This window comes from Pseudomonas sp. TE3895 (genome assembly GCF_056278855.1).
Genome location: NZ_JBWBQE010000001.1, coordinates 4,031,617 through 4,055,907, shown reverse-complemented (window position 1 = coordinate 4,055,907; position 24,291 = coordinate 4,031,617). Strand labels below are relative to the sequence as shown.

At 63.0% G+C, this 24,291-nt stretch carries 18 protein-coding genes and 1 riboswitch; of the genes, 9 read left to right on the top strand and 9 right to left on the bottom strand.

Going from position 1 to position 24,291, the window contains the following annotated elements; genetic code table 11:
* Nucleotides 1-13: 13 nt before the first annotated feature.
* Nucleotides 14-1,534, bottom strand: a complete 1,521-nt coding sequence (locus tag ACZ889_RS18215) for an FAD-dependent oxidoreductase (protein ID WP_180690045.1) — start codon at nucleotides 1,532-1,534, stop codon at nucleotides 14-16.
* Nucleotides 1,535-1,734: 200 nt separating this feature from the next.
* On the opposite strand from ACZ889_RS18215, the gene ACZ889_RS18210 reads away from it, so the two are divergent.
* The gene (locus ACZ889_RS18210; RefSeq protein ID WP_180690046.1) at nucleotides 1,735-2,664 is read left to right on the top strand and encodes an RHS repeat-associated core domain-containing protein; all 930 of its coding nucleotides are present in this window, start codon (nucleotides 1,735-1,737) and stop codon (nucleotides 2,662-2,664) included.
* Between the two features lie 141 nt (nucleotides 2,665-2,805).
* Here ACZ889_RS18210 and ACZ889_RS18205 read toward each other — a convergent pair whose 3' ends face one another.
* Nucleotides 2,806-4,134, bottom strand: a complete 1,329-nt coding sequence (locus ACZ889_RS18205) for an MFS transporter (RefSeq protein WP_180690047.1) — start codon at nucleotides 4,132-4,134, stop codon at nucleotides 2,806-2,808.
* A 163-nt stretch (nucleotides 4,135-4,297) separates the two neighbouring features.
* On the opposite strand from ACZ889_RS18205, the gene ACZ889_RS18200 reads away from it, so the two are divergent.
* Both ACZ889_RS18200 and ACZ889_RS18195 read left to right on the top strand, forming a co-directional pair.
* Nucleotides 4,298-5,395, top strand: coding sequence for a sugar diacid recognition domain-containing protein (locus tag ACZ889_RS18200; protein ID WP_476257656.1), 1,098 nt, complete (start codon nucleotides 4,298-4,300; stop codon nucleotides 5,393-5,395).
* Between the two features lie 141 nt (nucleotides 5,396-5,536).
* Nucleotides 5,537-6,676 (top strand): glycerate kinase, encoded by a 1,140-nt coding sequence (locus ACZ889_RS18195; RefSeq protein WP_476257655.1) that lies wholly within the window; start codon nucleotides 5,537-5,539, stop codon nucleotides 6,674-6,676.
* A 19-nt stretch (nucleotides 6,677-6,695) separates the two neighbouring features.
* On the opposite strand, the gene ACZ889_RS18190 is transcribed toward ACZ889_RS18195, so the two are convergent.
* Nucleotides 6,696-7,595 carry a LysR family transcriptional regulator gene (locus ACZ889_RS18190; RefSeq protein ID WP_180690050.1) on the bottom strand — a complete coding sequence of 300 codons (900 nt, stop codon included), beginning with the start codon at nucleotides 7,593-7,595 and terminating at the stop codon, nucleotides 6,696-6,698.
* Nucleotides 7,596-7,722: 127 nt separating this feature from the next.
* Between ACZ889_RS18190 and ACZ889_RS18185 the strand changes: the two genes are divergently transcribed.
* The gene (locus tag ACZ889_RS18185; RefSeq protein WP_180690051.1) at nucleotides 7,723-8,763 is read left to right on the top strand and encodes an SMP-30/gluconolactonase/LRE family protein; all 1,041 of its coding nucleotides are present in this window, start codon (nucleotides 7,723-7,725) and stop codon (nucleotides 8,761-8,763) included.
* Here ACZ889_RS18185 and ACZ889_RS18180 read toward each other — a convergent pair.
* The 4 genes from ACZ889_RS18180 to ACZ889_RS18165 form a co-directional block, all read right to left on the bottom strand.
* The gene (locus ACZ889_RS18180) at nucleotides 8,753-9,733 is read right to left on the bottom strand and encodes a site-specific integrase (RefSeq protein ID WP_082423740.1); all 981 of its coding nucleotides are present in this window, start codon (nucleotides 9,731-9,733) and stop codon (nucleotides 8,753-8,755) included. The two genes, ACZ889_RS18185 and ACZ889_RS18180, sit on opposite strands and share 11 nt — an antisense overlap.
* A 60-nt stretch (nucleotides 9,734-9,793) precedes the next feature.
* Nucleotides 9,794-12,109 (bottom strand): putative bifunctional diguanylate cyclase/phosphodiesterase, encoded by a 2,316-nt coding sequence (locus ACZ889_RS18175; RefSeq protein WP_476257654.1) that lies wholly within the window; start codon nucleotides 12,107-12,109, stop codon nucleotides 9,794-9,796.
* 81 nt (nucleotides 12,110-12,190) lie between these two features.
* Complete coding sequence (locus ACZ889_RS18170) at nucleotides 12,191-13,174, bottom strand: SCO family protein (RefSeq protein WP_070095460.1); 984 nt, start codon at nucleotides 13,172-13,174, stop codon at nucleotides 12,191-12,193.
* Between the two features lie 55 nt (nucleotides 13,175-13,229).
* A complete protein-coding gene (locus ACZ889_RS18165) occupies nucleotides 13,230-16,625 on the bottom strand; it encodes an Ig-like domain-containing protein (RefSeq protein WP_476257653.1) in 3,396 nt (1,131 codons plus the stop codon).
* A 241-nt stretch (nucleotides 16,626-16,866) separates the two neighbouring features.
* Nucleotides 16,867-16,981, top strand: a riboswitch (TPP riboswitch).
* Between the two features lie 78 nt (nucleotides 16,982-17,059).
* Between ACZ889_RS18165 and ACZ889_RS18160 the strand changes: the two genes are divergently transcribed.
* The 5 genes from ACZ889_RS18160 to codA all read left to right on the top strand — a co-directional run bounded on the left by ACZ889_RS18160 (nucleotide 17,060) and on the right by codA (nucleotide 22,324).
* Nucleotides 17,060-17,707 carry a TenA family protein gene (locus tag ACZ889_RS18160; protein WP_004374380.1) on the top strand — a complete coding sequence of 216 codons (648 nt, stop codon included), beginning with the start codon at nucleotides 17,060-17,062 and terminating at the stop codon, nucleotides 17,705-17,707.
* Nucleotides 17,704-18,369 (top strand): thiaminase II, encoded by a 666-nt coding sequence (gene tenA, locus ACZ889_RS18155; protein WP_104887614.1) that lies wholly within the window; start codon nucleotides 17,704-17,706, stop codon nucleotides 18,367-18,369. The genes ACZ889_RS18160 and tenA overlap by 4 nt, the downstream gene beginning before the upstream one ends.
* A gap of 229 nt (nucleotides 18,370-18,598) precedes the next feature.
* Nucleotides 18,599-19,864, top strand: coding sequence for a cytosine permease (codB, locus tag ACZ889_RS18150; protein WP_104887615.1), 1,266 nt, complete (start codon nucleotides 18,599-18,601; stop codon nucleotides 19,862-19,864).
* Nucleotides 19,861-21,078, top strand: coding sequence for a PucR family transcriptional regulator (locus ACZ889_RS18145; RefSeq protein WP_476257652.1), 1,218 nt, complete (start codon nucleotides 19,861-19,863; stop codon nucleotides 21,076-21,078). Before codB ends, ACZ889_RS18145 begins: the two co-directional genes overlap by 4 nt.
* A gap of 4 nt (nucleotides 21,079-21,082) precedes the next feature.
* Entirely contained in the window at nucleotides 21,083-22,324 is a 1,242-nt protein-coding gene (gene codA, locus ACZ889_RS18140) for a cytosine deaminase (protein ID WP_476257651.1), read from the top strand.
* A gap of 13 nt (nucleotides 22,325-22,337) precedes the next feature.
* On the opposite strand, the gene ACZ889_RS18135 is transcribed toward codA, so the two are convergent.
* Both ACZ889_RS18135 and ACZ889_RS18130 read right to left on the bottom strand, forming a co-directional pair.
* Nucleotides 22,338-23,285 (bottom strand): ornithine cyclodeaminase family protein, encoded by a 948-nt coding sequence (locus tag ACZ889_RS18135; RefSeq protein ID WP_476257650.1) that lies wholly within the window; start codon nucleotides 23,283-23,285, stop codon nucleotides 22,338-22,340.
* Entirely contained in the window at nucleotides 23,282-24,271 is a 990-nt protein-coding gene (locus tag ACZ889_RS18130) for a threonine/serine dehydratase (RefSeq protein WP_004576258.1), read from the bottom strand. Before ACZ889_RS18130 ends, ACZ889_RS18135 begins: the two co-directional genes overlap by 4 nt.
* Between the last annotated feature and the right edge of the window lie 20 nt (nucleotides 24,272-24,291).

Here is a 24,291-nt window from a genome sequence, read left to right as displayed (position 1 = left end):
TGAAAGGCACCCCTTAGCCAATGAGCGCCAAAGCTTCCTGCAGGCTCAAGGGGCGCTTCAGGCGTTGCGACAGCGTCGCCATGGCATCGGAGTAACCCTTGGCGATAACGGCCTCGACGCGTTCATCCACACACTGCAGGGCAACAAAATCGCCGTTTTCCGGCTCACCGACGAATTCGATCCGGTTCCAGTCCCTGGCATGGCCTAGCACTTCATAGGTACGGCCATGCTGGTAGGTCCAGAAAAACGGTACATCGGCATAACGGCGTTGTTCGCCAAGCATGTTGGCGGCGGCGATCACCCCGTGTTGCTGGGCCAGGCGCCAGTGCTCGATGCGCACCGGGCGCCCCGTGAGCGGGAACGTGGCGATGTCACCGGCGGCCCACAAACCGTCAGCTGCGCGCATTTCGGCGTCGACCCTCACCGATTTGTCTTCGCCAAGCGGCACCCCTTGAAGGAACGCGGTGGCGGGTTTTACCCCGGTGCCGAACAGCACCAAGGGGGTCTGCAGCCGTTCACCATTGGCCAGTTGCACCGCTTCGACCTTGTCCTGGCCTTCGATCCGCTCGACCTCGGTGGGGCCGTGGAAGGTGATGCCTTTTCGTTCATGCAGCGCGCGAATGCAGCGCCCGATTCGCTCGCCCAATTGTCGGGCCAGAGGGACTTCGTGGCGCGAGACCACGTGCACCTGCACGCCATACTTGCGCAATGCCGAGGCTGCCTCCAGGCCGATGAAGCCGTCACCGACGATGACCACCGGTTGGCCAGGCTCGGCTGCGTCGAGCAACTGTGCAGCATCTTCCAGTGAGCGGAGGGTGAACACCCCGGGCAGGTCGGCGCCGGGAATGTCGGGGCGCAGTGCTTTACCGCCGGTTGCCAGCAGGCAGGCGTCGTAATCGATCTGCTGACCATCGGCGAGGGTGACCTGGCGCTTCTGGCTGTTCAGGGTGCGCACCTTGCCGTACTTGCGCTCCAGCTGGCCCTTGCGCAGGGCGTCGGCTTCGAGCAGCGCGGGGACCTCATCGGGCGGCATCTGCCCAGCAATCACGAACTTGCTCAGTGCTGTGCGATCGTAGGCCGGCTGGCGCTCCTGGTCGATCCATACCAGCCTGCCCGCGAAGCCATGAGCCAGCAGCGTGGCGACGGCGGCGCTGCCGGCGGCCCCGGCGCCGACCACCACAAAACAGCGGGCATCGCTGTGCCTGGGCGGTTCGGTTGCCGACAGGGGCTGGTCATCGACCCAGACTTCATCGCCCTTGATCCACGCCTTGTAGCGGCGCAGGTCGGCGAGTGCAGGCGGCTCACAAACCACGCCGTCGTCAACGGCGAACGCAGCTTTGTGCCAAGGGCAGACCAGCAGGCCACCGCAGACTACGCCTTCGTCGAGTGGGGCCCCGGCATGGGGGCAGTTGCCTTGATAAGCGTGTACCTGCTCCCCTTGGCGGACGAGGATGAGTTCTTCGCTACCGGCCTGCACGCGCAGGGGGCGGTGTTCGTCGAGCTGGGCCAGGCGGGCCACGGCGTACTGGGTCATGGGGCTTCTCCAAAGGGGCCTTTGAAACCATTTGACGCCTGGGTTGCGAGGGGAATGCATTGATCTGACGATCGGAGACTTTAAACAGCTTGGTGACTGCTCGTCGTTAACTAAAACGCCGCCCAGCCTGATAAAACTGACAGTACCGACCCAAGCGTGGCTGCTATAGGCTTATTGGCCTATTATTTGGAGGAAGTTGCATGAGAAACTTCGCCCGGCAACAGTTTTATCAGCAGGACAAGCTAGCCGTTACGGTCGGTGATACCTCAATCAGAATCATGCATGCAGAGCAACCGATAGCCCAATGGGGGGAGGGTGGTTCAGCGGCGAGTAAGTTGCTGATAACGGACGATAAACGTTCGATATTGGGTACGAACGCCTCTGCTGCAACACGTGCATACACCCCTTATGGGTCTACGCCGGTTGCAACTGAATCCTCGCCATTGGCATTCAATGGAGAATATCTGGATCCAGTCATTGCAGGTTATTTTCTCGGGCGAGGGCGAAGAGTCTATCATCCAGAGGGCCCTATGCGGTTCTGGAGCTCTGATCCAACATCACCTTTCGGAAAAGGCGGAATCAACTGTTACGCGTATTGCGGTGGCGATCCGATCAATTACGTAGACCCTACAGGCCTCGCCTTTAGCTGGGCCCGCATCTTTAGTGTGTTCGGTTTCGGAGGTAAACAGTCCATTATCACTGCGAACCGGCCGAGCCCAAGCCACCGCGGGATGGCCGGTCCACAGGAGTCGATACCAATGCGCACTCTGCCACGGGTTGGGCAACCTAATACTGGCTTGCTGTTCAGCCGCCCAGCACTTACTTACAACTCAAGCACACCATGGCGTGGAAATACTCGGCAGCTAGGCGCAGCTGGCGTACATGTACCGGCGCGACCAGAGAGTATAACTACGCGGACTCCCATTACGGGTACGGTTCCGGCCCAGTCAGCGCCAAGATGGGACATTTCCATGATAGGTGAGCATGACATGCGGATCACGATTGCGGGCCGGAAACTCGAGTTTCCGATCTACGGGGCTGCTACGGTACTGGGCGTTACAATCGGTAGTTTAGTGGGCCTCGGTTTGGCAATACGCGACCACGTAGACCATGCTAAGCGGAACGATTGATAGGCATATAAGCTCATGCATAGCAGCTGGCCTGTTCACGAGTGAAAAAGACCTTGCCCATCTACGGGGCTGCCGTGGAATACGCATCGACGGTAGCCCTGTAGAATGCCGGCGGGGTGACCGGAATCTCCCGCGAATGCCTCAACGGATAAGTGCAGAGCTCAATACACCCGCCCGGGTCACGCGCAAGGCCACCAGGCTACCCAATACGATCAACGCCGCGAGCGAATACAGTGCGGCATCGGTTGAGCCGGTCTGGTCCTTGATGAACCCGACCAGGTACGGGCTGAGAAACCCCGCCATCTGGCCTACCGAGTTGATGATCGCCAGACCTGCCACGGCGGCTCCGGCACTGAGCAGCGCAGTCGGCATTGGCCAGAACATCGGCAAACCGGTAAGCGCGCCCATGGTGGCGATCGACAAGCCAAGAATGGCAATGCTCGGGTTGCCGGCGAAGTTCACCGCAATCAGCAGGCCGACGGCGCCCATCAGCATTGGCACCACCAGGTGCCAGCGGCGCTCGTTGCGCAGGTCGGCCGAGCGCCCGCAAAGGATCATGAACACACCCGCCAGCAGGTACGGGATGGCGCTGAGCCAGCCGATCAGCAGCGGGTTGTCGAAGCCCATGCTCTTGATGATCGAGGGTAGCCAGAAGTTGATCGCGTATACGCCGCTCTGAATGCAGAAGTAGACGAAGCCGAAGGTCCAGATCAGCGGGTTGGTCAACACGGCCAGCACGCTGTCGCTGGTGGTGCTCGGTTTGCTTGCAGCATCGGCCTGCAGGTCGGCAGCAATCAGTTGACGTTCAGCCGGGCTCAGCCAGGCGGCTTTCTGGTAGCCGTCACTGAGCAGGAACACCGCCAGTACGCCCAAGGCCACGGTCGGCAGGCCCTGGATCAGGAACATCCACTGCCAGCCGGCCAGGCCGTGCTGGCCGGCGGCAAAATGTTCGAGGATCCAGCCGGAGAACGGCCCGCCAAGCAGGCCCGATACCGGGATCGCCGACATGAAAAGGGCCATGATGCGGCCGCGCCGGGCCGCCGGGAACCAGCGCGAGAGGTACAGCACCACACCCGGGAAGAAGCCGGCTTCGGCAGCGCCGGTGAGCAGGCGCAGGGTGTAGAACTCGGTAGGGGTGGTGACGAACAGCAGGCAGGTGGACAGGCTGCCCCAGGCGATCATCATCAGCGCGATCCAGCGCCGTGGGCCGAAGCGATTGAGGGCCAGGTTGCTTGGCAGGCCACACAGTACATAGCCGATGAAGAAGATGCCGGCGCCAAGGCCGTACACCGTTTCGCTGAATTTCAGGGCGTCGAGCATCTGCAGCTTGGCAAAGCCGACGTTGACGCGGTCCAGGTAGTTGAACAGGTAGCAGATGAAAATGAACGGAATCAGCCGCAAGGTGATACGCCGGTACAGCGCGTTGCGGGTGGTGTCCGTGCCTTGGTCAGGGGCGGGGCTGTGTGCCATGATCGGGTTCTCTGTTGTTATGGTTTTCGCCGCGTCGCCTGTTCCGGCGCTCGCCCTGACGAGTCTCGGGGACTGCGGCAAGCCTGTCTTTGTGCTTTTGCACAGCGCTTGGCCCAGGCTGCTGTGCCCGAGCCCAAAAGCCAAACACCTAAAGGACCCCGCAATGTTCGAACTCGACCATGACCTGGCGCAGGATATCGTTGACCGGGCAATGGCCATCTTGCCTTGCAACGTCAATGTCATGGACAGCCAGGGGTTGATCCTGGGCAGTGGTGAGCCGGAGCGCATCAACACCCGTCACGAGGGCGCGCAGCTGGTCTTGGCCAATGGCCGGATCGTCGAACTGGATACCGACGCGGCCAAGTGCCTGAAGGGCGTGCAGCCCGGCGTGAACCTGCCATTGATGCTCGATGGGCGGCTGATGGGCGTGTTGGGCCTGACCGGCGACCCGCAGCAGGTGCGCACCTATGGCGAGCTGGTGCGCATGACCGCCGAAATGCTGCTGGCCCAACGCAATTTACAGGCTGACCAGCAATGGCGAAGGCAGCGCTGTGACGACCTGCTGGCGCTATTGCTCGGCGGCAGCGGTAACTCGCCGCGCTTGCTGGACGAAGCCCGTCAGTTAGGCTTGAAACCTCAGCTGGCGCGGATACCGTGCCTGTTCGAGATTGCCTCGGGGCCACCTGCCGAAGCGCTGGCCGCATGGTTGATGAGCCGTTATCCGGATAGCTGGTGCGTCAGCCCGGCCCGCCAGTCGTTGCTGTGGTGCCGCCCGGCAGGCGTGGCACTGGATGAACTGCGCCTGCTGGAACGCCTGCAACGCCACGGTTGGGACATTGAGCGACTGGCCCTGGGCAGTGCAGCGCAGAGCCTGGAGCAGTTACGCCGTGGTTACCGCCGGGTGCGTGACTTGCTGGCCTATGGCCGCGAAGTGTTGCCCAGCGAACGATTGCTCAGCCTGCAGCGCTACCGGCTGCCGGCGCTGCTGTGGCGCCACCGTAACGACGACGCGCTGGACGAGCTGCTGGAGCCGTTGCAGCGCATCCGCGCCAAGGACAGCAGTGGCCAGTTACTCGCCACCCTGCGCACCTGGTGTGCCCATGACGGCCAGAGCCAGTCCTGTGCCGATGCCCTGGGCATCCACCGCAACAGCCTGCGCTATCGACTGGAGCGCATAGCCGAGCTGGGTGAGGTCGACCCGCTGCGCCTGGAAGGGATGCTTAGCTTGTATCTGGGGTTGCAGCTGTTGCCAGCTGACTGAAGTATTCACTTGCCGGCGGTTGGGCCAGAACAGGCAAAAAGGCATCTGCCCAAACAACCCGGCCGGCGTTTTGTGCATTTGACCGAGGCCACCTGCGCAGCCACCTGTCAGCATGCCGCTCATCAGGACAGGAGAAACCCCATGAAGATCGTCATTGCCCCCGACTCGTTCAAGGACAGCCTAGACGCTGTCGGTGTCGCCCGCGCCATCGCTGCGGGCCTGAGCGAAGCGTGGCCGGAGGCTGAACTGGTCGAGTGCCCAATGGCCGACGGTGGCGAAGGCACCATGGAGGTGATCCTGGCCGCCAGCCGCGGTGAATTGCGCCGCCAGACCGTGCGCGGGCCATTGGGGCAGCACGTCGAGGCTGGCTGGGGCTGGTTGCCGCAAAGTCGCACCGCAATCATCGAAATGGCCCAGGCCAGTGGCCTGCAACAGGTGCCAACAGGCCAGCGCGATGCTTGCCGCAGTAGCACCTGGGGTACCGGTGAGCTGATTGCCGCAGCCCTCGACGCCGGCGCCCGGCGTGTGGTGCTGGCCATCGGTGGCAGCGCCACCAACGATGCCGGCAGTGGCATGTTGCGAGCGCTTGGCCTGCGCCTGCTGGATGCTGACGGGCAAGCGCTGGAAGAGGGCGGCCTGGCCTTGGCCAAGCTGGCCCATATCGACGCCAGCGGCCTCGACCCGCGCCTGGCCGGGGTGCAGTTTGAAGTCGCAGCGGATGTCGACAACCCCTTGTGTGGCGCCAACGGCGCATCGGCGATCTTCGGCCCGCAGAAAGGTGCCAACCCGCTGCAAGTGGAGGCGCTGGACCACGCGCTGAATCATTTTGCCGACCATTGTGCGCTGCTGTTGGGCGAGGATGTGCGCGATTACCCTGGTTGTGGCGCGGCCGGTGGCATGGGCTTCGCTGCCCGGGCATTCATGGACGCGCAGTTCCGCCCTGGGGTGGAAGTCGTGGCTGAGCTGGCTGGCCTTGACGCCCTGGCGCAGGGGGCAGATCTGGTGGTGACGGGCGAGGGGCGTTTCGATGCCCAGACACTGCGCGGCAAGACGCCGATGGGGGTGGCGCGGGTTGCCAAGCGCCATGGCGTGCCGGTGGTGGTACTGGCCGGGACCTTGGGGGAGGGGTATCAGCAGTTGTATGCCCATGGGGTCGACGCTGCATTTGCCCTGGCCAGTGGACCGATGAGCCTGGAGCAGGCGTGTGTGAATGCTGCCGAGCTGTTGCAGGCCAGGGCTTGTGATATAGGTCGGCTGTGGCGCTGCGCGAAGCGAGGCTGAACACCGTGCAGAAATGGCCTTATTGCTGCGTCTCGAACATGGCAATGAAGTTGGCCAGCGCTGGCGAAGTATTTTGGGCGCTCCATTTCATGTACAGCCCAAGCCCTGGGGCGGGCTGGTCATCGATAGGGCGGATCGGGCAAAACCGCACGCGTTCGCGCGGGGTCGAGCGGACGAACGACGCCGGCACCAGGGCCACGCCAAAGCCGCAGGCCACCAGACCCAGCAGGGTGTGGATCTGCGCCGCCTCCTGCACGACCTTGGGGTAGAACCCGGCCGACTCGCACAGCGCAACCAACTGTGCGTGGTAGCCCCCGCCCAGCGCTTGCGGGGTGAACACGAAGTCCTCATCGGCAAACTCGCGCAAGTCGACGGCCTCGTGCCGCGCCTTGGAATGGCTGGCGGGCAGCGCCATGACGATCTGCTCGTCAAGCAGCAAGCGTGCCTCCAGGGTGCCGGCCGGCAGCGGTAGCCTGCGCATGAAGCCGATGTCCGCCTCACCGGCCAGCAAGGCCTTGGCCTGGGAAGCGGATGGCATCTCGCGGATGGTCAGCTGCACGTTCGGATAAGTCTCCCGAAAGCGGCGCAAGCGGTTGAGCAGCGAGTCGTAATAAGCGATGGAAATGGCCGTGATGGTCAATTTGCCGCTGACCCCCGCAGAAACGTTGCGCGCGTACTCGATCCCTTGTTCAAGTTCAGCAAGCGTGCGGTAGGCGGTGTCGAGAAACGCTGCACCCGCTGCGGTCAGGCGCACCCCGCGCTTGTTGCGCAGAAGCAGGCCGAAACCGAGCTTTTCCTCGAGCCGGTTGATCGCCTGGCTCAGCGGTGGTTGTGCCATGTGCAGGCGCTGGGCGGCCTTGTGAAAGTGCAGCTCTTCGGCCACGGCGATGAACTGCCTGAGCAAACGTGTTTCGATCATCCAGCATTCCTGCAGCGCGGCGACTTGGCAGTGATATCCATGGGATATCAAAGTTGCATGCTTTTAATATTAAGTCATTGATTTTTTTGTTGATATCGTAAGAAAGGAGAATTGAAGGTAGCCAGAAATGCCCGTTACTCACCTGGCCGGTGCGCTGTGCCATCCCACTGATTGCACCTTGCGCACCAGCAATAGCCAGCACATCGCCACGCGCTTCAACGAACACAGCAGTGTCAGCCACCCTCGGGACCTTGGCCGTGTGCAGGTGGCCGAGCGCTGGAGCCGCATCAAGGAATGCAATTACGTGCCGGTCAAAGTGGCCAACACGCGCGCGGACCTTGGTGAAAGCCTGGTCTGGGATGAACGCAGCGGCGTGCTGTACTTTGTCGATATCTCTGGCGGGCGCATCAACGGCCTGACACCCGATGGCGAAGTCGAGTGCCTTTACGAGTCTGCCGCGCGCATTGGCGCCCTGGCGCTGACCGACCGGGGCAACCTGATTTTCACCGAGGATGCCAGCGTAGCCCTCTTCGATGTGCCAACACGCAAGGTGAGCCAGCATTCGGCATCGGTCCATCCGCGCTCGACTTACCGCTTCAACGATGGCGCCTGCGACCCACAGGGACGCTTCGTCACCGGCCTGATGGACGAGGCCCTCAGTGGCAATACCGGGGCGCTTTTTCGCTTTGACTGGCAGTTGAGCGACCAGGTGATTCACGATGACATGGGCTTGCCCACCGGCCTTGCCTGGTCGCAGGACGGCCATACGGTGTACTTCGTCGATTCGGCGGCGTGTGCGATCTACCGCGCCGAGTACCTCATCGAAGGCCGGCTGGGCGCTGTTGCGCTGTTTGCCGAAACCCCCGCCGAACTGGGGCGGCCGGATGGCCTGGCGCTGGACCGCGAAGGCGGGCTGTGGGTGTGCCAGTACCATGGCAGCTGCCTGCTGCGCTACGACCGCCACGGGTACCTGACCGACCAGGTGTTGATGCCAGTACCGTGCCCCACCAGCTGCTGCTTTGGCGGGCCCGGGATGAACACCTTGTACATCAGCACCGCGCGTTACGACATGACGCCAGAAGACCTGCACCATTATCCGGACGCTGGCGACCTGTATGCCATCCGCCCGGAAACGGGCGGCGTCGCCAGGCACAGCTTCAAGGAATAAGCGGTTGCACCTGACTGGCCGGTAGCACGGCCAGTTCGCCAAAACGCTGCGCCGAGTCGATGTAGCGCAGCGCCGACTTGGCGTCTTTCCAGCCCACATAGCTCATCAGCGACTTCAGTTCCCAACCATTGGCCGTGGCCCAGGTGGCGAAGCCACGCCGTAGCGAGTGGCCGGTATACAGCGCCGCCGGCACCCCGGCGCGTTCCAGCATGCGCCGCAGCAGGCCCACCAGGCTGTTGCTGTTGAGCGCGTTGTCGCCAAGGTTGCCCCAGCGGTCGAGTTTGCGGAACACCGGCCCATGGGCAATACCGGCGACTTCAAGCCATTGCAGGTAGGCAGTGACAGGGCACAAGGCCTTGAGCGCAGGGGTGCGGTGCTGGACGCCCAAGGCTTCGCGGTCGCCCTTGCTGCGTGGCAGGAAAAGCGTAATGCCGACACCGGCTTGTGCCTGGATGTGTTCGATGCGCAGGCGTGCCAGCTCATCGCCGCGAAAACCACGCCAGAAACCCAGCAACAGCAAGGCGCTGTCACGGCGAGCCCGGCGCAGGGCTGCCAAATCATGGTGCTCGCGGGCTTGTCGGGCTTCTTCTTCAAAACACGTCACAGCGGTTTGCAGGTGTTGCAGCAACAGCGGGGCGGCCTGTTTGGGCGGCGTCGGGTGCAGGGTGCGGATGCCGCGTAGCACCTGACGCACCAATGGCGCCTTGGTCGGATCGGGGAAGCCTTGGGCGACGTGCCATTGGCTGAGCGCGGCCAGGCGTTGGCGCAGGGTGCTGACTGCATGCTGGTCGGCATGATCGGCCAGGTAGCGGGCGATACTCTCGGCGGTGGCCGGGAGAAAGCCACCCCAATGGCTTTCGAAGTGCTCGATGGCGGCCTGGTAGCTGCGCCGGGTGTTGTCACGGGTGGCGGCGCGAAGGTAGCGCTCGATATCGGTCATGGTGCGGGTGTCGGTGTGTGATCGGTACACGATAAACCGAAATGCGTTGCCTGTCCTTGCCCAACGCCATCGGCAAGCCTGCCGTTGCGCTCAGTACACGCATGCCTTGTCCTCGATACCGTTGAAGGGCGGGTAAACCCACAGCTGCGGCAGCGACAGTGGCCGGCTGAAGTGGTAGCCCTGGGCGATATCGCAGCCGGCAAGCTTCAGGTACACCACCTGTTCACGGGTTTCCACCCCCTCGGCCACCACTTCCAGGCCCAGGCGCTTGGCCAGGATGATGGTGGAGGACACGATCGGGCTGTCGTCATGGCTGTTGGACAGCGCCGCGATCAGCGAACGATCGATCTTCAGCTTGCTCAGGGGCAGTGAATGCAGGTGGGCAAAGCCGGCGTAGCCACGGCCAAAATCGTCCAGACTGATACCCAGACCTGCGCCGCGCAACGTATGCAGGTGCGCCACCGCCGTGCCTTCGGGGTCGAGGATTGTGGTTTCGGTAATTTCCAGCTCCAGTTGCTGGGGCGCGATGCCATGATGCTGCAATTTGCTCAGCAGCCGGTCAGCAAAATCGGCTTGACGCAGCTGCAGGGCGGAGACATTGACTGCCAACCGTGTCTTGCGGCCTTGGGCATTCCAGCTCGACAAGGCTTCACAGGCCAGCCGCAGCACTTCCCAACCCAGTTCGACAATGAAACCACTGCGCTCGGCCAGGCCGATGAAGCGGTCCGGGTACAGCAGGCCGAAATCAGGGTGGGCCCAGCGCACCAGCGCCTCGTAGCCCAGCACCTGGTGGGTGTCCAGGCGCATCTGTGGCTGGTAGTGCAGCACGAACTGGCGTTCGGCCAAGGCACTGCCGAAGGCCTGTTCAAGGGTAAACGCCTGGATATCGGCCAGGTTCAGCGAGGGGTCGAAAAAGCGATACTGCGCGCGCCCTGCCTGCTTGGCCGAGTACATGGCCGCATCGGCACTGCGTATCAGGCTGTCGATGTCCTGGCCATCACGCGGGCAGATGCTCACCCCTACACTGGGGCTGGTGTTGACCTCTTGGCCATCCAGGGCGTAGGTGGCCGACAGTTTCTGCACCAGTTCGTGGACCCAGGCGTTGATCTGCTCCTCGCTGCGCTCACCGGCCAGCAACACCACGAATTCGTCGCCGCCAAACCGCGAAGCCTCGTCGCCGGGCTCCAGCAGGCGCTGGATACGCCCGGCCACAGCCTGTAGCAGCAGGTCACCAATCTTGTGGCCGAGCGAGTCGTTGATCGACTTGAAACGGTCCATGTCGATGAACAGGATCGCCATCAGTCGGCGCTTGCCACGTTGCCGAGTCAGCGCCTGGCTGGCCACTTCGACGAACTGGCGGCGGTTGTGCAGGCCACTGAGGTGGTCGGTGGCGGCGGCGTGGCTGCTGCGCCGGTGTTCGTCCTCCAGGCGCACGATCAGCTGCTGATTGACCTGCTGGGCATGTTCCAGCGCGTCGAACGCCTCCTGGCGTTTGCGCAGCAGGCGCAAGGTCCATAGCAGGCTGGCCAGGATCATCAGGGTCATGCTCAGGTTCAACCAGAACTGCCGGGAATAGGCCAGCGTCGAGGGTGCGAGGATTTCTGCCTGGCGCTGACTGACCACCACGCTGAAGCCTTGCTCAGGTACACGGCGGTACACGCTTTGGTAGGCATCACCCGCTACGTACTGGGTCAGCATGCCCGCTTCGGTGTCTAGCGCCGGCAGCGGGGGCTGCAATAGGTCGCCGGCAGTCACCACGCCGCTGTTGTCGATGCGCAGCCGCTCCAGGCCGTCATCCTGCAGCAGACGCACCAGGCCACTGTTGCCCAGGTCGATAGGCTGGAACAGCACCGCCAGGTAGCCGACGTCCAAGTGCACCAGCAAAATGTTGTCGATTTCCCGGCCAGTCGAATTGGTCAACGGCAGCAGGAAGGGCAGGCGCCAAGTGGGCAGGGCAGCGGTTTGGCTGACAGGCTGAATGCTCGGCAGGAAAGGTTTGAAACCGTAGCGGTCAATGTGCCGCTGCAGTTGGCGCAACCAGTCTGCCGGCAACTCGGCGGCCTCATCGGTATGGCTGGCCGCTAGCAGCCGGCCTTGTCGGTCGTACAGGCTCAAGCGCTTGAACACTGGGTCTGCTGCCAGGCTGAGGTTGCCTTGGCGCCGCGCGTTCATGTCGTCCTGGGTAACACGACCCATCGCCTGGGCGCGGTCGACAAGCTGTCGGAGGTTTTCGCCCACGATGCTGGCCAGGTTCAGGTGCTCGATGGCCTTGGCCGACAGTGCATTCTGTCGGGCGGCGGCTTTCTGCGTGACGTGCAGCCCCCAGAGAAAGGCCAGGGTCGCTGCACAGAGCATCAGGATCAGCAGTCGCAGAAGGCTGGTGGAGGAAAGCGAACGGCGAATCACTGCTGATAGTTCCCGACCCTGGGTGATGCTCGGAAAATACGACAATAAGATGACAGCCTGATGACTGGTGGCTAATAGCCTTTAGGGGATTTCCCTATTAGCCATGGGTGTTTGCAGGCGAGCCGTTTCCTCTTCGAGGTAGCTCATCAATGCGCTAACTTCGGCATCGCCCAAGCGCATGTTGGGCATGGCCAGGCGGTTGTATTGTTCGAACAGCAGCATGGCCAAGGGGTCTTTTTCGGCCAGCATCTGGTCGGGCACCTTCAGCCAGCGGACCAGCCAGTTGGCGTCACGCTGACGGGTCACGCCCAGCAGGTCGGGGCCGATGCCTGGCTGGCCTGGCTCGGTGTTGCCCACGGTATGGCAGGACGAGCAACGGGTACGGAATATCTGCTCGCCGCTGCTGGGTGAGCGGATTTGCGGAGCCTGAGCGTAGTCATTGCTCATGGCGCTGGCCTGCTTCCAGTTGTGCAGGCTGTTGCCCAGGCGGTCTGCGAGGATGTACGGGCTTTCGAAAGGCGAGGCTTTCATCCAGCGGCCGGTGGCCTGGTTGCCGATGATGAGGCTCAGGTTGTGGTCTTTGGAGCGGCCGTTTTCCAGGCCATCGATCCACAGCCCCAGGCTGCGGCGTAGTTGCTCGATGTCGTCGGGTTCGCCGGTCAGCAAGGTCCAGCCTGGGCCGATGCCGAACTTTTCGGCATAGCGTTTGAGGGTGGCGGGGGTGTCGTTATAGGGGTCGATGCTGATGGAGTAGAGGAAGATGTCTTTGCCGACCCGGTCACCGAGGATTTTCTGTACCTGGCGCAGGCGAGCGGTTTCCACTGGGCAGGAATCGGAGCAGCCGGTAAAGATGAAGTTGATGGCGACCACCTTGTCCTTGATCAGGTCGTCGAAGAAATGCACTTTTTCGCCATCCTGAGTGAGCAGGGGGATGTTGGGGAAATAGCTGGCCCCCCAGGGAGAGGCCGCTGCTTCGGCCACCGTTCGTTGGGGTTGCAACGGCCAGAACGGAATGCTGGCGGCGAACAACGCCAGTACCAGCAGGAATCGCCATGAGCCGGGCATGATGCGGTCCTCGTGGGTTGGCTGATGGGGGCCGCATGGCGGCCCCGCTTTGCACTCACTTGTATGTGACTGGCGCTGTCACCGTCTGGCCCAGCGTCGATTTCACCGTGACCGTCGCTGGCGTGGCCGGGCCAAAGCCGGTGGTGGTCACCGCTACCCGCCAACGGGCCCCCGTAGTCGTGGCAGTCAGCGTCGCGTTCCCCAGGCTTACCGGACCACCGGTGGTTGCTGCAGTCACGCTGATGCTGTTGCCCGTGGCCACCGTGGTTGTCCCCTGCACATCCCAGGTGAACCGGTTGCCGCTACGCAGTTGCACTGTGGCACTGGTGACCTTGAGCTCGTCGGCCGCCACTGCTGGGGTGACGGCGATGCTGACCGTGGCCGGGGTCACCGACTCGGCCCCCTTGGTATCACGCGCCGTGTAATTGAAGCTGGCCGTGAACGGCGTGGCGACCGTAGCGGGTGGGGTGTACGTCACTGTGCTGCCGTCCGTGCTCACGGTACCCTGGCCGGAGTCCGGCTGGCTGAGGCCGGTGACCGTGAGCGGTACGTTGCCGTCCGGGTCGCTGTCGTTGGCCAGCACGTTCAGGGTGATCGGCTTGCCTGCAGTCGTTGCGGCACTGTCGTTGGCCACGACAGGTGGTTTGTTGGCCGGGTCGTCATCGTCGTCATCGGTTTTGGTGCGGAACGTTGGCAGGCCTACCGAGGCCATGTAACGCACGCCATCCCATCCTGGCAGCGGGGTGGGCATTACCTGGAACTGCCCCGGGTGTTCAAGGTCCCAGCGCAGCAGCATCGAAGAGTCCTCGTGCTGGGTGTTGTGGCAGTGCTCCATGTAGGTGCCTGCGAACTCGCGGAAGCGGATGGCCATTTCCACCTCTTCGGACGAATCAGGTTCCGACCCGATACGGTACACATCCTTGCGCGCCCATTTTTCCCATTCTGGCGGGGCCTTGCCGTCGCGGCTAAGAATCACGCCTTCCTCGAAGTGCACGTGTACCGGGTGGCTCCAGCCATTGCCGCCGTTGACGATTTTCCACACTTCCAGGGTGCCGTCGCCGCTGAAACCACCGTCGGTGGACTGGTTGGCCAGTTGCGGTGCGGCACTGATACGGCGTGGGTCCATGCTGTAGCCAAAGCCGCCGTCGGTCTTGATGGTCCACGGGGTGGTGTCCGTGCCGTCAGAGCGGCCAAAGATGAACTCGCGGTGGCGGGCATCCTTGAGTTTGGCCTGGTCGGCTGCGGCGTCGCGGTCAATGGGCAGGGGCAGCATTTTCAGGCCAGCAGCCTTGCCTGGCTTGGCCGGCTCATAGGCTACCGGGTCCATGCTCAGGTCCTGGCCGGTGTACGGTTGCACCCACAGTTGCAGAAACTTGCCGACAGCCGGGTCGCCGTTGTCCCACTGCGGGCCTTTGCTGGTCTGCTTGATTACTGCCTTGTATTTTTCCGACAGCACGTCGGCCAACGGGATAGCTTGCTTCGGACCTTTGCCGGAGTCGTGCTCCATCAGGTTGACGAAGTACAGCTTGTCGCCGGCCTTGATGCCGTTCTTGGCGAAGTTGATGATGATGTCGTAGCGCTCGGCAATGGCCTGCAACGGCAAGACGCCGTTGTTGTCTTGCAGGTTGCCGTCACCATTGAGGTCCATCGTGCCGTCGAATGGCACCGCGTGTTCCATGATGTTGCCGTCGTTGGCGATCATGTGGAACGGCACCCGCGCATACGACAGGTTGGAGCCGGACGGGCCTTTGAACTCACCACTGGTACCGGCAATCTCCCGCACCACGGCGAACTTGAAGTAGCGTGACACCGAGCCGTTGAGGAGACGGAAGCGGTAACTGCGCGCACGCACCTTGAGCCTGGGCTTGTACTGCCAGTTGACCAGAATCTGGTCAGCGAGGAAGCCGTCAGTGTTGAACGGGTTGAACCACAGCTGGCCATTGGCATCCCAGGCTTTGTCGGCAATCACCAGGTTGACGTCATAGTCACGGTTCCCCCAAGGCATGGCTGAACCGCTTGGGAAGCGCAGGTTGACGCCGTCCTGCAGGGCCTCGTTGCCGCGGTCCAGGGCGCTGTAGTAGTTCATCATCACGGCGTTGCCCTTGTAGACGTTCTGCGCCGTGAAATCCATCATGTGGTCGTGGAACCAGTGGGTACTCATGGTTTCGCGCCAGTCGCCACGAATCTTGATGCTGCCGTTCTCGCAGGTTTTCAGGCCCGGTGAACCATCGTTGACGAACAAGGTTTCACCCGGCGAGCAGGGGAAAGCGGCACGCGGGTCCTGGGCACGGGTGTTGATGGTGTCGTAGCCGGCCAGTTGCACCGGCCACCGGTAGTCGTAGTACTGGCCGGGGAAGAAGTACGCGTTGGCAAAGCCGTCGCTTTCGGCCGGCGAGTGGCCGTTGTGCTCGTGGGTCGAGATGGTATGCAGGCCAAAGCCACCGTTGGCCGAGGGGTCAATCGGCAGGGCGTTGTAATGGCGCATCAGAATTGGCTGGCCGTAGCGCACCATCAGCAGCTTGGGCGGGAAAGTGCCGTCGAAGGTCCACAGCGATTTGTGGTTTTGCAGCGGCATGTTCGGATGGAAGCGTGTGTCGATGCCCTTGGTGGTGCCCAGCGTGGTCGGAATGTCGGAGGTCTGGTAGTACAGGCCGCCCGGGGCAAATTCGCCGACGGCATAGTTGTGCATTTGCTTGCGGTCGCGCAGACCGAGGTTGATGCGCGCACCGGCCTGGGCCGTCTTGAACGCTGCCTGCGGGTAAAACTCGTTCCAGCGCTGGTGTGACCAGCCTTTTCCTGGCGGCCGGCCTTCAGCGGGCGAGCCGACCGGCTGGCGGTTGAGGAACATCTCGATCTGCGCCTTCCATGGGTTGCGGTCCAGCACGTTGGCGTACTGGGTCGGAAACGGGTACAGGCCGGGTTGCTTGAGGAACGCTTCCAGTGCGTTGCCACTGGGGCCGCTGCGTGCCACCACGTTGGGGTCTTGGGCGGGGGCCGCGCCGAGGGTCGGTACCGGGAAGGTCAGATCGGGCACCGGCGTGGTCGGGTCGAGCTTCTCTGGTCCGAATTCTTCGAACAGCAACAGTTGCTGGGTGAAAGGTTGCGCACCGAACAACGGGCTGGGTTTGCCGTTGGTAGGGTACTTGTCCGATGTTTGCAGGGCCGGCGGCAGCACGTTGTCGGTGCCTACCGTGTTGCGGTCGCCATACGCGCCATCGGTCAGCTCCAGCGAGCCTTCGTTGGCCTCCGGCATGGTGTTCAGCTCAAGCAAGGCAGCGGTCGGGTCGTCCGGCTGGTCGGTGTAGGCCGACGGGTCGGTCGGCGGTGGCATGCTGTTGTCGTCGAGGGGGGCTGCCATGGCCGTGATCAACCCGAGGCTGATCATCAGCGCAGTGACGGACGAGAGATGGAACGCGCGTCTGGACGCGTGACTCACAGCAGATGTTTTCATTGGCTTAAGCCTCTTTTGCGGCCTTAGGGCCTTAAGCCATCAATGGCGTTTTGCCCGTTAAATGGCCATCAGCAACAGCTATGCCAACAGATTTTTCAGTAATGCCTTGACATACAAAACCTTGCAGCGTCTGGCGTGCACTAAAAGATGGCGCGTCAAGAATGGGGACAGATACCCATTAGCGGGTCACCATTGCCCACAGTTTGGGGCGTGACAGGCGCGGCGCCCTCGGGTATACCTGAGCGTCACCAAGGGGAGCCCGGCAATGGGCTGAGAAACCGCTGAACGCTACAGCGCGGTGACCCTTCGAACCTGATCCGGATCATGCCGGCGAAGGGATGGGGCTTGTAACCTGCCTTTTTGCCGGCCTCACTGCGAGGCCAGTCCATGCCAACTTTCAAGGTCTCGCTGTCACCCTCATCAAGGACAGCAACATGACCGAACGTTTCAGCCAGTCCCTGCGCCGCCAGAGCGAGCCGACCTGGTCGGCGGCCGTTGGCCACCGTTTCGTGACCCGATTGTGCGACGGCAGCCTGCCGGACCCGATCATGGTCGACTACCTGGTTCAGGACCACCGTTTCCTCGACAGCTTCGTGACCCTGCTAGGCGCGGCCATCGCCACCGCTGACACGTTTGAAGCCCGCCTGCGCTTCGGCCGCTTTGCCGGGATGATCTGCAGTGACGAGAACACCTACTTCCTGCGTGCCTTCGAGGCCTTGGGTGTCAGCCCGGCGCAACGCAGTGAACCGGCCGATACCGCGCCTACCGCAGGTTTCAAGGCGATCATGCGCGAAGCGGCAGCCACCCGTTCCTACGCAGCGGCACTGGCGGTGCTGAACGTTGCCGAAGGCCTGTACCTGGACTGGGCGCTCAAGGCGCCGAAACCGATGCCGGACAACTTCGTCCATGCCGAGTGGATTACCCTGCATGACAACCCGGCATTCCAGGCATTCGTCGCTTTCCTGCAGGCCGAACTGGACCGCGTCGGCCCGCAGGAGGCCGCATTGGCAAGTGACTTCTACCAGCGCACCGTGGCGCTGGAGCTGGCTTTCTTCGATGCAGTGTACCCGGAGGGCAAATGAGCATGGATATCTTCGAGCGCCTCAAGACAGCTGCCTCGCCACAATGGAACCGCTACGTAGACCATGACTTCGTGCGTCAGATGGGCGAGGGCACGCTGAGCGAGGAAGCGTTCCGGACCTACCTTGTGCAGGATTACCTGTTCCTGATCCAGTTCGCCCGCGCCTGGGCGCTGGCCGCCTACAAAAGCCGCCGCCCGGCCGACATTCGTGCAGCGCAGGCCGGGCTGTCGGCGATCCTGGATGAAACCGAGCTGCACGTGCGCCTGTGCGCGCGCTGGGGCTTGACCCAGGCAGACATCGAGGCCGCACCAGAGCATCAGGCCACGGTGGCATACACCCGTTATGTGCTGGACTGCGGCGCAGCCGGCGACCTGCTGGAGCTGCACGTGGCACTGGCACCTTGCGTGATCGGCTATGCCGAAATCGGCCGGACCCTGGCCGAGCGCATTGGCGACTTGAGCAATCACCCCTACCGCGAGTGGATTGGCGAGTATGCCGGGGAGGGCTACCAAGGGGTGGCCGCAGCAGCGCGCAAGCACCTGGATGAACTGGCGGCGCGCAGCATGACCGAGCAGCGGTTCGCCGAACTGGCAGGGATTTTTGGCCAGGCCTCCAGCCTGGAGGCTGATTTCTGGCAAATGGGGTTGGACGGGACCGTGTAAACCGCCGTGGGCTGGGTGATTACTACCCAGCCCAGGCCCGCTTTGGTGCATGAGCGCCTCAAAATAAGTCGTCGCGCACACTCCAGATCGTCAGATCGTAGCTTTAATGTGCACAGTGCATATGGATTTCTGGGCGAACAGCCCGATTTCTTCCGGGTGGCGGCGCAGGGAAAAGCGGCCCGCATATTGCTCTTTCTGCTCCCAACTACACACCCGGAGCCCCCGTGCAATGAGCTCACCCAGCGAATTTCCCCTCAGCGCAGCCCCCCAGTCCGCCCGCAAGGGCCTGCTGCCGATCGCGATGGTCTTGTTCAGCTTCACCTTCTTTACCGGCACGATGTTCGCCGGCGGCAAGCTGGGCATGGCATTCAGTTTTGTCGACATGCTGTGGGTGGCTACCCTCGGCAACAGTTTGCTTGCCTTGTATGCCGCAGTGTTGGCCTTCATTGCCTCGCGCAGCGGGCTGAATACCGTGTTGATGGGACGCTTCTGTTTCGGTGAAGCGGGGAGCCGGCTCTCGGACTTTCTGCTGGGTTTTGCCGAACTGGGCTGGTATGCCTGGGGTACGGCCACGGTGGCCATCGTGCTGGTCAAGCTGCTGGGGCTGGCGGATGGCTTCGGCATGCCGTTGATGGTGCTGTTCGGGCTGGGTTTCAGCATTACGGCCATCATCGGGTTCAAGGGGCTGGACCTGTTGTCGCGGGTGTCGGTGCCATTGATGTTCGTGCTGCTGTTGGTGTCCATGTACATCGCCACCCGCGATGCCGGTGGCTTTGCCGGCCTGGCTGCAGTCGTCCCGCATGAAACCATGACCTTTTCGGCGGCAGTGACCATGGTCTTCGGCACCTTCGCCAGTGGCGCCACCCAAGCCACCAACTGGACACGGCTGGCACGCAGTGGCCGGGTAGCGGTGATCGCCAGCGTGGTGGCATTCCTCCTTGGCAACGGCCTGATGGTGGTGGCCGGGGCGTGGTGCGCGATGGTTTATCAGCAGGCCGATATCGTCGACGTGATGATGCTGCAGGGCCTGTCGTTCGCGGCCGTGGTGATGCTGTGCCTGAACCTGTGGACCATTCAGGGTCCGACCATCTACAACGTGTCGGCCGCCGCCTGCCACTTGTTGCGCAGCGAGCGCCGGCGCACGGCAACGCTGGTGGCGGCCGGGGTTGGCATTGTGCTGGCGATGGGTGGCATGTACGAAATGCTGATCCCGTTCCTGGTGCTGCTGGGGTCGATCATTCCGCCGGTGGGTGGGGTGATCATGGCTGACTTCTGGTATCGCCACCGCGGCAAATACCCGGCACTGGGTACGGCAAACCTGCCACGCTACAACCTCACCGGGCTGTTTGCCTATGCCGTGGGCGCTGTACTGGCCTATGCCTCACCGTGGGTCGCGCCGCTGGTGGGCATCGCCGCCTCGGCAGTGTGCTACATCGTCATTCTAGAGCTGGGCGCACGCCGCCGCGCGCCCGGCCAGGCGGGCGTCGAACCGTGAGCCTGGCGCTGGAAGAGCTCCTGCATTTGCCCGGTCTGCACGAAATGCAGGTGCGGGCCGGAGCGCGCAACCTGCAGCGGCGGGTACGCTGGCCTTACGTGGCGGAGAACGAGGGTATCGCCGAATGGGTGATGGGCGGTGAACTGGTATTCGTCACCGGCATCAACCACCCGCGCGGCGAAGCCAACCTGCTGAGCCTGGTGGAGGATGGCGACGCCGTGGGCATTGCCGGCATGGTGATTCTCACCGGCGGCAGTTTCATCCAGAGCATCCCGGCGCCCGTTGTCGCGCGCGCCGAGCAACTGGGCTTGCCACTGATCGAACAGCCCTACGCGCTGAAGATGGTGGTGGTCACCCACCTGATCGGCACTGCACTGGTGCAGATGAGCCAGGTACGCCGCTCGCGCAACGACATCCTTGGCCAACTGCTCACAGGCGACTACCCGAGCCTGGCGATTGCCCGGCAGCGGGCAGCACACCTGCAACTGGCCCTGGATAAACCGCGGCGCCTGCTGGCTTTGCGCCTGACGGGCGTGGACGCCTTGTTCGAGCGCCACGGCCTGGCGCACGGCGAGCGTACCTGGCAAGGCACCCGCCAGGCCCTGGAAGACCAGCTCGAAGCCTGGTGCCGCCAGCAGCCAGGCAGTGTGACGGCGCAGTTGCCGGGCGACCTGTTCGTGGTGCTGCTGGCCGATACACACGACTTACCCGAGACCTTGGGCGCGCTGTACCGGCAGCTGCAAGCCGCGACAGGTGAACTGGGCCTCTACATGGGCCTGTCGAGCCTCGCTGACGATTGCGCGCACTATCGCCAGGCCCTCAACGAGGCACGCCAGGCGCTGGATGTGGCGCAGCATCTGCGCCCGGCCAACGGCTATTGCAACTTCAGCGAGCTCGGCGTATTGCGCCTGCTGCAAGGTATTGTCGACCGCTCGCTGGTCGACGATTTCGTCAGCCGCACCCTCGGCCCGCTGATCGCCCCTGGGCGCAAACACGTCCATGCTTTGGTGCATACCCTCGACGCCTTGCTCATGGAAAATGGCAACGGGCTCAAGGCCGCACAGCGTCTGGGGCTGCACCGCAACACGATCAATCAGCGCATCCAGCGCATCGAACAACTGAGCGGGCAGTCGCTCGACGACCCGCTTTTTCGCATGAATGCTTCGGTCGCCATGCTGGTATGGCGCATGAGCGAAGCCCACGGCAAGGAGTAACAGCATGAACATCATCAACGCACGCCTGCGCGGCAAGCCTGGCCTGTTCCGCGTCGAACTGAACGGCGAGCGCATTGCCGCCATCGTGCCCCAGACCGACGTCGTGGCGCCCGCTACGGCCAATGACCTGGACGCCGGGCAAAACCTGGTGGTCGCGCCCTTTGTCGAGCCGCACATTCACCTAGATGCCACGCTGACCGCAGGTGAGCCGAAGTGGAACATGAGCGGCACGTTGTTCGAAGGCATTGAGCGGTGGTCGGAGCGCAAGGAAATCACCACCCAAGACGACATCAAGACCCGTGCGAAAAAAACCATCGGCATGCTGGTGGACCACGGTATCCAGCATGTGCGCACCCATGTCGATGTGACCGACCCGAAACTCACCGCGCTCAAGGCCATGGTCGAGGTACGTGACGAAGTGCGTGAGCTGATCGACCTGCAGATTGTCGCCTTCCCGCAGGAGGGCATCGAGTCGTACGCCAACGGCCGGGCGCTGATGACTGAAGCCGTGGCAATTGGCGCCGACGTCGTCGGCGGCATTCCGCATTTCGAAAATACCCGCGACCAGGGGGTATCGTCGGTGAAGTTCCTGATGGACCTGGCCGAGCGTACCGGTTGCCTGGTGGACGTGCACTGCGACGAGACCGACGACCCGCAATCACGCTTCCTCGAAGTGTTGGCCGAAGAAGCGCGGGTACGCGGCATGGGGGCCCGGGTCACGGCCAGCCACACCGTGGCCATGGGCTCGTATGACAATGCGTATTGCTACAAGCTGTTCCGCCTGCTCAAGCTGTCGGGCATCAACTTCGTGTCATGCCCGACCGAGAGCATTCACCTGCAAGGGCGCTTTGACAACTACCCGAAACGTCGTGGCGTTACCCGCGTGGCCGAGATCGACCGCGCCGGCATGAACGTGTGCTTCGGCCAGGACTCCATCGTCGACCCGTGGTACCCACTGGGCAATGGCAATATCCTGCGCATTCTCGAAGCCGGTCTGCACATCTGTCACATGCTCGGCTATGAAGACCTGCAGCGCTGCCTGGACCTGATTACCGACAACAGCGCCCGCACCCTGAACCTGGGCGAGCGCTATGGCATAGAGGTAGGGCGGCCGGCGAACCTGTTGCTGCTGTCGGCGCCGGATGATTACGAGATGGTGCGCAGCCAGGGGCACGCGTTGGTGTCGGTACGCAATGGCAAGGTGCTGATGCAGCGCACGCCAGCGCAGGTGCAACGTTTGCGCTGACGCTGTTGTCGCCTCAGGTGCACAGGGCTGCCAAGGCGTAGCTTGCGACTTGTGCATCCTGCACTGCCACACCGGTCAGGTCCGCCAAGGTAATCTGGCTGTCGTGCTCACGCCCCTTGGCACGGCCAGCCAGTAGCGTACCCAGCTCGATCAGCTGGTTAGCGTCGATCCGGCCACTGCCGAGGGCATGGGCCACTTCGCCGTACTGGCTGCACTGGGCGATGGCGTCGACGATGATACGGTCTGCCCTTGCCACCAGTGCCGGGTCCAGTTCCTGCTTGCCGGGCGCATCGGCACCGACGGCGGTGATATGCGTGCCCGGCTGGACCCAATCGCTGTGCAACAGCGCCTGGCGAGAAGGCGTGGTGCAGACGATCAGGTTTGCCGCGCCCGCAACCTCGGCAGCATCCTGCGTGCTGTGCACTGCGAAGCCCAGCTCGCGGGCAAATGCGGTATAGGCCGCAAGCCCGCGTTCATGCCGGCCCCAGACAATCACCTGGCGACAATCGGTCACCGCGCGAAGCTGCTCAAGCTGCATCTGCGCCTGCATGCCGGTGCCGAGGATGCCAATGGCCCTGACATGGGCCGGCGCCAGCAGCCGGGCAGCGATACGCCCGGCCAATGCGGTGCGCATGGCAGTCAGCCAGCCTTGGTCCTGCAGCAGTGCCAGCGGCTGACCGGTGTGTGCAGACAACACAAGCATCAAGCCATCATTGCTCGGCAGGCCCTTGGACGGGTTGTCGTAGAAGCCTGTCGAAAGCTTGACGGTGAAGGTCGGGCTGCCTTCGATGTAGGCCGACTTCACGCAACAGTCACCGTTCGCGCCCTTGAATGCGAAGCCCTGCACGGGCGGCACCTGCACCTTGCCTTCGGAGTAGGCGATGAAGCCTTCCTCCAGTTGGCTGACCGCGAGCTCGGGGTTGAAGCGAGCGATGATCTGCGCCTTGCTGAAGACCCTCATTGAACGGCCTCGAGGAACTTCTCCAGCAGGATGTTACGGCCACACAGGATCACCGCGACACGCTTGCCCTGATAGCGTTCGGCGAGCTTCTGCATGCCGGCGACCGCAACCGCTGCAGCGCCTTCGATGATCCAGCGCTCACTGCTGGCGATGTCGCGCATGGCGCAGCGGATTTCGTCCTCGCTGACCAGCACGGTATCGGTGAGCAGCGCCTGGCAAAGCGGGAAGGTGATGGAGCCTGGCTCGACGCCGCCAGCCGTGCCATCCGACAGCGTTTCGCAGGCATCCAATTCGATGATTTCACCGGCCTTGAGTGATTGCTGCAGGGTTGGGTCATTCGCCGGCCAGCAGCCGATGATCTCAGTGCCCGGCTTGAGTACGCGCAGGGCGGCGCCGATACCGGAAATCATCCCGCCACCGCCCACGGCGACGAACACCGCGTCCAGGTCTGGCGCCTGCTCGAACAACTCCACGCCTATGGTGCCCTGGCCGGCAATGACTTGCAGGTCGTTGTAGGGGGATACGAAAGGTACGCCCTGGGCCTTGGCTTGCCTGGCGGCTTCCAGCTCTGCACTCAGCGGGTCGGTGGGCAGGCAGACCACTTCGGCGCCCAGCGCGCGCATTGCCTCTGTTTTGTATGCCGATGCGCCCGTGGTGGTGTAGACCTTCACTGGCACGCCAGCCATCTTGCCGGCCAAGGCTAGTGCCTGCCCATGGTTACCGGAAGAGGCAGCTATCACCCCCTGCTTGCGCGCCTCGGCCGGCAGCAGGCGCATCTTGTTGCTGGCACCGCGAAACTTGAATGAACCGGTGTGCTGCAGGTGTTCGCACTTGAGCAGCACTTCACAGCCGGTCAGTGCCGACAAACGAGCGCTGTGCAAGAGCGGGGTAATGCTGACGGCCGGGCGGAGCGCCGCATGGGCGTCCTGAATGTTTTGGTGCAATGTATCAAGGAACTGGGCATCAACGGACGGGGTGGCTGGCATGACGGGTCCTTGCAGGCGTA